The organism is Sphingomonas vulcanisoli (genome assembly GCF_011761305.1).
Lineage (GTDB): Bacteria > Pseudomonadota > Alphaproteobacteria > Sphingomonadales > Sphingomonadaceae > Sphingomonas_I > Sphingomonas_I vulcanisoli.
The window spans coordinates 165,531-172,430 of record NZ_JAAOZC010000006.1; the positions used below are offsets into that span (position 1 = coordinate 165,531).

Genomic DNA, 6,900 nt, shown 5'->3' on the forward strand with positions numbered 1-6,900 from the left:
GCTTACTCCGGAATCTGCTGGCTGATGCAATGGAAGCTGCCGCCGCCGGTTAGGATATGATCCGCGCGCAGGCCGATCGTCTCGCGGCCAAGGAAGAGCAGCGCGATCGCATCTACCGCCGCCTGATCGTTGGCCGCGCCGTAGAGCGGCACCACGACGGTGGCGTTCCCAATGTAGAAATTCATATAGGAGGCGGGGATCACCTCGTCATCGCGTTGGACCAGGCCGGGCGAAGGGATGGGGACGACCTCCAGACCGAAGGCGCGCGTACGTTCGGCGGCATCGCAATAGATTGCGGCGTTGGGATCGTCTTCGCCGGCGGGCACCGGAATAGCGATCCGGCCGTCGCCTACGAAGCGCGCGAGATTATCGACATGGCCATCGGTATGGTCTTCGGCGAGGCCGTGCCCCAGCCACAGTACGCGGTCGACGCCGAGATCGGCCGCCAGCCGCCGCTCGACATCGGCGCGGAGCAGGCCGGGATTGCGGTTCGGATTGAGCAGGCATTGCTCGGTGGTGACGGCCAGGCCGCTGCCGTCGACATCGATCGCACCGCCTTCCAGCACCCAGTCGCTTCGGCTTACGGAAAGGCCTGCCGCAGCGGCGAGCCGGGGGGCGAGCGTATCGTCACCCGGCAGATGATATTTACCGCCCCACCAGTTGAAGCGGAACGCGGCGGCGCGGCGGTCGCTCCCTGCGCTGAGAATGATCGCGCCGGTATCGCGCAGCCAGATATCGCCGAACGGCTCGACCACCACGTCGACATCGCCGACCGCACGCGCGCTCTCTGCCGCAGCCTCGTCGGCGGCGACCAGGATCACCCGTTCGCCCTTGCCGCCGGCACGGACCGCGTGCGCGAAGGCGGCGACTTCGGCGCGCGCGGGATCGAGATCGTCTTCCCACAGCGCCGCATGACTCGGCCAGCCGATCCATACCGCCTCATGCGGCGCCCATTCGGGTTGCTGGCGGTGGGCCAAGGGACGATCTTTCTGCTCGGGAATTGCGCCGCCGATCTAGGGAGGTTGGTGCAGGGGTCAAGCGGGCTTGATCCTCCCCGGTACGGGGAGGTGGCAGGCCGAAGGCCTGACGGAGGGGTGTCACTCCTTCGATATGGGGATACCCCTCCACCATTCGCTGCGCGAACGGTCCCCCTCCCCTTGCAGGGGAGGAATGGTGTGCCGCATGGTGGCCCTTGCTTCGCCGATGCGATAAAGCGTCTTCGCATGGCGTCGACCCCGATCCGCTCCCGTCCCTTCTTTGAAGACAAGAACCGTGCGTTCTGGATGCTCCAGTCGATCGGGTGGGGCGGCTATTTCCTGCTGCGCGTGCTGGGCGGGATCGCCAATGCGATGGGCTGGCTGTTCGTGGTGCCGACCGCGCTGACCACCGCGACGGGCTATTCGCTGACCCTGCTGATGTCGGCGGCCTATCGCCGGCTGTTCGGGATGCGGCCGTTCATCATCTGGCCGGTGACGATCCTGATTCTGCTGGTCGCCAGCGCGGGCTTCTCCTCGATCGAGACATGGGCGCACGCGACGTTCTATCGCACGGGGCCGATGCCGTCCGGCGTCCAGCTGCTGTCCGCGATCCTGCTCGATTTCTCGGTGCTCGGCGCCTGGTCGGCGCTTTATTACGGCATCAATTTCTACATTTTGGCCGAGCAGCAAAGCGATCAGTTGCTGCGGCTCTCCGCGCAGGCCAGCTCGGCGCAGCTCGCGATGCTGCGCTATCAGCTCAACCCCCATTTCCTGTTCAACACGCTCAACAGCATTTCGACCTTGGTGCTGCTCAAGCAGACCGAGCGGGCCAATACGATGCTGTCGCGGCTCTCGTCGTTCCTCCGCTACACGCTCGTCAATGAACCGGAAGGCGAGGTGACGGTTACGCAGGAGGTGGAGACGTTGAAACTCTATCTCGAGATCGAGAAGATGCGCTTCGAGGATCGCCTGCGCACGACGTTCGAGGTCGAACCCGACGCGGCCGATGCGCTGATGCCCTCTCTGCTGCTGCAGCCTTTGGTCGAAAATTCAATCAAATATGGTGTTACGCCGATGGAAGAGGGGGCCGATATTGCGGTGGCGGCTCAGCGGCTGGGCAATCGCGTTCACATTCGAGTCAGCGATACCGGCCCAGGATCGAACCTTTCCGAGGCGATGGCGCGGGCGACCGTGTCCACCGGGGTCGGCCTGGCGAACATCCGTGATCGGCTCGCCCAGGCCTATGCCGATGACCATCGTTTCGATGTCCAGGCAGGCGACAAGGGTTTCACCGTGACGATCGATATACCCTACCGAACCGCCGCAATGGCTGCTTGAGCCCAAGGGATTTTTTGTAAACATGTCCATCCGTACCATCCTCGTTGACGATGAATCGCTCGCGATCCAGGGGCTGCAGCTCCGGCTCGAGCCGTTCGACGACGTGGAGATCATCGAAACCTGCCTGAACGGCCGCGAGGCGATCCGCGCAATCAAGACGCACAAGCCCGATCTGGTCTTTCTCGATATCCAGATGCCCGGTTTCGACGGTTTCTCGGTGATCTCGGGTCTTGCCGAGGTGGAGCCGCCGTTGTTCGTGTTCGTCACCGCGTACAGCGATCATGCGCTCAAGGGCTTCGAGGCGGGCGCGGTTGATTATCTGATGAAGCCGGTCGATACCGATCGCCTTGCCGATACGCTGGAGCGTGTTCGCCAGCGCCTCGCCGAAAAGCGCGCCGCCGGGGAAGTGGTGCAGCTCAAGGAAGTGATCGCCGAGCATGCGCCCGAAGCGCACGAGGCCTTACCGGAGAGCGCCGAGGCGCCCGCGTCCAACCGGTACGAGAAGCTCATCAACATCAAGGATCGCGGCCAGATCTTCCGCGTCGATGTCGATTCGATCGAGCGGATCGATGCTGCGGGCGATTATATGTGCATCTACACCGGCGATAACACCTTGATCCTGCGCGAGACGATGAAGGATCTCGAGCGCCGCCTCGATCCGCGCCGCTTCCAGCGCATCCACCGCTCGACGATCGTCAATCTCGATCTGGTCAAGCAGGTGAAGCCGCACACCAATGGCGAGTGCTTCCTGGTGCTGGGATCAGGCGCGCAGGTGAAGGTCAGCCGCTCCTACCGCGACGTGGTGGCGCGCTTTGTTCATTAGGACGTGTCGTTACCTTTGACCCGTTTGTCCCGAGCGAAGTCGAGGGACGTTCCACGGTTGTCGTGCCAACGTGTCTCGACTACGCTCGACACGAGCGGATAGGGTGGCCCACGGTTTCACATTCGGCTAGCAGGCCGCCATGGAAAAACTGACTTCGATCCACGGCCGCGCCTATCCGCTGGGCCTCAAGAACGTCGATACCGACGTCATCATTCCCGCGCAGTATCTGAAGACGATCACGCGCGCGGGCATCGGCAAGGGCGCGTTCGAGACGATCCGGGCCGAGCCCGGCAACGTCTTCGACGATCCCGAATATTCCGGCAGCCCGATCCTGATTGCCGGTGACAATTTCGGCTGCGGCTCCAGCCGCGAACATGCCGCCTGGGCGCTCAACGATCTTGGGATCAAGGCCGTGCTGGCGCCGAGCTTTTCGGACATCTTCTCGGGCAACGCCTTCAAGAACGGCATCGCGACGATCGTCCTGCCGCAGGAGGCGATCGACCGGTTACTCGACGTCGCCAGGACCGATGCGATCACGGTCGATCTCGATACGCAGACGGTGACGACGCCCTTTCAGGATCGCATCGCCTTCGCCATGGATCCGTTCCGCCGCAAATGCCTGATGCAGGGCCTCGACGAGATCGGGCTGACGCTGGCGATGGGCGAGGATCTTGGCCGTTATGAGCGGCGCGTGGCCGAAGAGCGTCCCTGGCTGGCGGCATAGAATTCATCCTCCTCCTGGCGGGGGAGGATTTGGAAGGTCGGTTGCGCCACACCGTCGCCGACCCTATCTCTGCCGGGACACTGCGCAGGGAGCCGCCATGACGACCTTCAATGATCGCGAAAATGCCTTCGAGGCTAAATTCGCGCGCGATGAAGAGATGGCGTTCCGGATCATCGCGCGGCGCAACCGTCTTGTCGGCAACTGGGCGGCGGGGCTGATGGGGCTGACGCCCGAGGAGACCGACGCTTATGCCAAGGCCGTGGTCCAGGCCGATTTCGAGGAATCAGGCGATGAGGATGTCGTCCGCAAATTGTTCGGCGATCTCGTCGGCTCGGGCGTTGATATCGACGAGGGCAAGGTCCGCCAGGCGCTGAGCGACGCCACTGTCGAGGCCCGCCGCCAGCTGATCGGGGTGGAGTAAGCGCTTTATGCCGATGTCCGCCGAAGAGATCGAGGCGATGATCTGCGCCGCCATCCCCGATGCGCAGGTGGAGATCAGCGATCTTGCCGGAGACGGCGATCATTATGCGGCGCGCGTCGTCGCCGAAAGCTTCCGGGGCATGCCCCGCGTCCGCCAGCACCAGCGCGTCTATGAGGCGCTGGGCGGCCGCATGGGCGGCGTGCTGCACGCGCTCCAACTCACCACCGCCACGCCTGTGCAGGGATAATAGCCATGACCGATATCGCCGAAGACGCGCTCGCCCGCATCGATACCGCCGTGAAGGGCAATGACGTCGTGCTGTTCATGAAAGGCTCGCCGCTGTTCCCGCAGTGCGGCTTCTCCAGCCGCGCGATTTCGATCCTCGAGCATCTAGGCGTCAAATATGAATCGGTGGACGTGCTGCAGGATCAGGGCGTGCGCCAGGGCATCAAGGCCTATTCCGATTGGCCGACGATCCCGCAGCTCTATGTGAAGGGCGAATTCGTCGGCGGATCGGACATCATGATGGAGATGTATGAGAGCGGCGAGCTGGCCGAGCTGATGCAGGAAAAAGGCGTGGCCTCGGCATGAGGCGGGTCGCGGCATCGCTGGTGATGGGGCTCGTCGCCGGCGCCGCCGGTGCGCAGCTTATCCCGCTCGGCACGCCGCTGATGCCGCAGCCGAAGACAGCCGCGCCTCCGCCCTCCGCTCAGGACCAGACCGGCCGGATGCGTGCCGCCCGTCCCCTTGGCTCCAACTACTCGCCCTACAGCATCCAGCCGCTCAGCGGGGTGACGACGGCCGCGCCCAGTTCGGTGCCGGGCGAAGGGACGATCGCTTCGGGTGTCGTCACCGATTCCAATGCGCCGATCAACGACGCTAGGAAGCCGGCCAAGCCTTCAGCGGCGCCGAGCGATCTGCAGAAGCTTGCTCCCAAGGCCGCCGAACGGACCGAGATGCCCAAGGCCGATACGAACCCCGATCCCAGCGCGTCGCGCTGAGGCCGCCGCCATGGCCGAACAGCGCGCCGGGTTCGCGCAGACCATCGATCCTTTGATCCGCCGCCTGCTGGCGCCCAATCCGTCACCCTTCACTTATACGGGCACGCAGACCTATCTGGTCGGGCGTGGCGAGGTGGCGGTGATCGATCCCGGCCCCGCCGAGCCCGCTCACATCGATTCGATCCTGGCGGCGACGAAGGGGGAGCGGATCGCCGCGATCGTCTGCACGCACACGCACCGCGATCACAGCCCTGCCGCCGCGCTGCTGAAGCAGGCGACGGGTGCGTCGATCGTCGGCTGCGCACCGCTTTCGCTGGATGACGATGGCCCGCGCGCGGATGCGGCATTCGATACGACGTACAGCCCTGACCGCGTCCTTGCCGACGGCGAAAGCATCGCCGGTGAGGGCTGGAACCTGCGTGCGGTCGCGACGCCGGGGCATACGTCCAACCATCTCTGCTATGCGGTGGCCGAGAATGGCGCGCTGTTCAGCGGCGATCATGTCATGGGCTGGTCGACCAGCGTGGTCTCACCGCCGGATGGCGACATGGGCGATTATATGGCGAGCCTCGACAAGCTGCAGGCGCGCGACGATCGCATGTACTTCCCCGCGCATGGCGAGCCGATCGACAATCCGCAGCGCTTCGTCCGCGGCCTTGCCGGGCATCGCAAGAGCCGCGAGGGCCAGATCAAGCGGCTGCTGGAAGAGGCGCATCAGACCATCCCGGCGATGGTGGCGCGGATGTATGTCGGCCTCGATCCCAAGCTGATCGGCGCAGCGGGGCGTTCGGTGCTGGCGCATCTGATTGATCTGGAAACCCGGGGAATCGCCTGGCGGCAGGGCGAGGAATGGATGCTGGCGTGACGTGGATCGGCAAAACGATCGGCATCGCCATCGTGCTGCTCGTGGTAGCGCTCGCGGTGGCGCTGGGCGCGGCGTGGCGGTTCCGTGCGGTGTTCGCGCCCGATCCCACCTCGATCGCGCGCGCCAGCCTGGAGGCGGTACGCGAGCAGAATGAGCTGGTGCCCTTCGCCGCGCGTTTCGTGGCCGTGGTGACGTCGGAAGAGAAGCGGTTCGGTCTCTCCGCGCAGAAGACTTTGATCATGCCGGGCACGGTGCGCTACGCGATCGATCTATCGAAGCTGCGGCAGCGCGATGTCGTGTGGAACTCGATCACCAAGACGCTCACCGTGACGCTGCCGCCGGTGCAGATCGAGGGGCCGGAAGTCGATCTCGTCGCGATCCGCGAATATGGCCAGGGCGGCGTGCTGATGGCGCTGACCAGTGCCGAGAAGGATTTGGACGCCGCCAACCGCAAGACCGGCCAGGCTGAACTCTTGCGCCAGGCGCGCGACCCGATGCCGATGAAGCTGGCGCAGGACGCCGCCAGGAGCGCGATCGAGCGCAGCTTTGCGCTGCCGTTGCGGGCTGCGGGGATCGAGGCGACGGTGGTCGCTAACTAACCAGCCCGTTCGTGCTGAGCTTGTCGAAGCACTGCCCTTCTTGGTTATGCTTTAGGCCGGATCGACATTCAGCGTAGCCAGATCATGGCGGCGGCGAGGTGAACGAATCCGGTGAAGTGGATTGTTCGGCGCTCGTAGCGGGTGGCAAAGCG

At 64.6% G+C, this 6,900-nt stretch carries 10 protein-coding genes; 9 read left to right on the forward strand and 1 reads right to left on the reverse strand.

Going from position 1 to position 6,900, the window contains the following annotated elements; genetic code table 11:
• Positions 1-2: 2 nt before the first annotated feature.
• Positions 3-977, reverse strand: a complete 975-nt coding sequence (locus FHS31_RS12540; RefSeq protein ID WP_167074021.1) for an agmatine deiminase family protein — start codon at positions 975-977, stop codon at positions 3-5.
• 246 nt (positions 978-1,223) lie between these two features.
• On the opposite strand from FHS31_RS12540, the gene FHS31_RS12545 reads away from it, so the two are divergent.
• The 9 genes from FHS31_RS12545 (at position 1,224) to FHS31_RS12585 (ending at position 6,748) form a co-directional block, all read left to right on the forward strand.
• Positions 1,224-2,315 (forward strand): sensor histidine kinase, encoded by a 1,092-nt coding sequence (locus tag FHS31_RS12545; protein WP_167074023.1) that lies wholly within the window; start codon positions 1,224-1,226, stop codon positions 2,313-2,315.
• Positions 2,316-2,337: 22 nt separating this feature from the next.
• Positions 2,338-3,138 (forward strand): LytR/AlgR family response regulator transcription factor, encoded by an 801-nt coding sequence (locus FHS31_RS12550; RefSeq protein WP_167074025.1) that lies wholly within the window; start codon positions 2,338-2,340, stop codon positions 3,136-3,138.
• A gap of 139 nt (positions 3,139-3,277) precedes the next feature.
• On the forward strand, positions 3,278-3,862 hold the full coding sequence (gene leuD, locus FHS31_RS12555) for a 3-isopropylmalate dehydratase small subunit (protein WP_167074026.1): 585 nt from the start codon (positions 3,278-3,280) through the stop codon (positions 3,860-3,862).
• Positions 3,863-3,959: 97 nt separating this feature from the next.
• The gene (locus FHS31_RS12560; RefSeq protein WP_167074027.1) at positions 3,960-4,283 is read left to right on the forward strand and encodes a DUF1476 domain-containing protein; all 324 of its coding nucleotides are present in this window, start codon (positions 3,960-3,962) and stop codon (positions 4,281-4,283) included.
• A gap of 7 nt (positions 4,284-4,290) precedes the next feature.
• Positions 4,291-4,530 carry a BolA family protein gene (locus FHS31_RS12565; protein ID WP_167074028.1) on the forward strand — a complete coding sequence of 80 codons (240 nt, stop codon included), beginning with the start codon at positions 4,291-4,293 and terminating at the stop codon, positions 4,528-4,530.
• 5 nt (positions 4,531-4,535) lie between these two features.
• Positions 4,536-4,874 carry a Grx4 family monothiol glutaredoxin gene (gene grxD / locus FHS31_RS12570; protein ID WP_167074030.1) on the forward strand — a complete coding sequence of 113 codons (339 nt, stop codon included), beginning with the start codon at positions 4,536-4,538 and terminating at the stop codon, positions 4,872-4,874.
• Positions 4,871-5,284, forward strand: a complete 414-nt coding sequence (locus tag FHS31_RS12575) for a hypothetical protein (RefSeq protein ID WP_167074032.1) — start codon at positions 4,871-4,873, stop codon at positions 5,282-5,284. Before grxD ends, FHS31_RS12575 begins: the two co-directional genes overlap by 4 nt.
• A 10-nt stretch (positions 5,285-5,294) precedes the next feature.
• Complete coding sequence (locus FHS31_RS12580; RefSeq protein ID WP_167074034.1) at positions 5,295-6,149, forward strand: MBL fold metallo-hydrolase; 855 nt, start codon at positions 5,295-5,297, stop codon at positions 6,147-6,149.
• Positions 6,146-6,748 carry a DUF4230 domain-containing protein gene (locus FHS31_RS12585; RefSeq protein ID WP_341786352.1) on the forward strand — a complete coding sequence of 201 codons (603 nt, stop codon included), beginning with the start codon at positions 6,146-6,148 and terminating at the stop codon, positions 6,746-6,748. Before FHS31_RS12580 ends, FHS31_RS12585 begins: the two co-directional genes overlap by 4 nt.
• The last annotated feature ends 152 nt before the right edge of the window (positions 6,749-6,900 follow it).

What these genes read in the sequence shown, in the direction of transcription:
- FHS31_RS12545 (WP_167074023.1), top strand. Translation starts at nt 1,224, where the DNA reads ATGGCGTCGACCCCGATCCGCTCCCGTCCCTTCTTTGAAGACAAGAAC.
- FHS31_RS12550 (WP_167074025.1), top strand. Translation starts at nt 2,338, where the DNA reads ATGTCCATCCGTACCATCCTCGTTGACGATGAATCGCTCGCGATCCAG.
- leuD (WP_167074026.1), top strand. Translation starts at nt 3,278, where the DNA reads ATGGAAAAACTGACTTCGATCCACGGCCGCGCCTATCCGCTGGGCCTC.
- FHS31_RS12560 (WP_167074027.1), top strand. Translation starts at nt 3,960, where the DNA reads ATGACGACCTTCAATGATCGCGAAAATGCCTTCGAGGCTAAATTCGCG.
- FHS31_RS12565 (WP_167074028.1), top strand. Translation starts at nt 4,291, where the DNA reads ATGCCGATGTCCGCCGAAGAGATCGAGGCGATGATCTGCGCCGCCATC.
- grxD (WP_167074030.1), top strand. Translation starts at nt 4,536, where the DNA reads ATGACCGATATCGCCGAAGACGCGCTCGCCCGCATCGATACCGCCGTG.
- FHS31_RS12575 (WP_167074032.1), top strand. Translation starts at nt 4,871, where the DNA reads ATGAGGCGGGTCGCGGCATCGCTGGTGATGGGGCTCGTCGCCGGCGCC.
- FHS31_RS12580 (WP_167074034.1), top strand. Translation starts at nt 5,295, where the DNA reads ATGGCCGAACAGCGCGCCGGGTTCGCGCAGACCATCGATCCTTTGATC.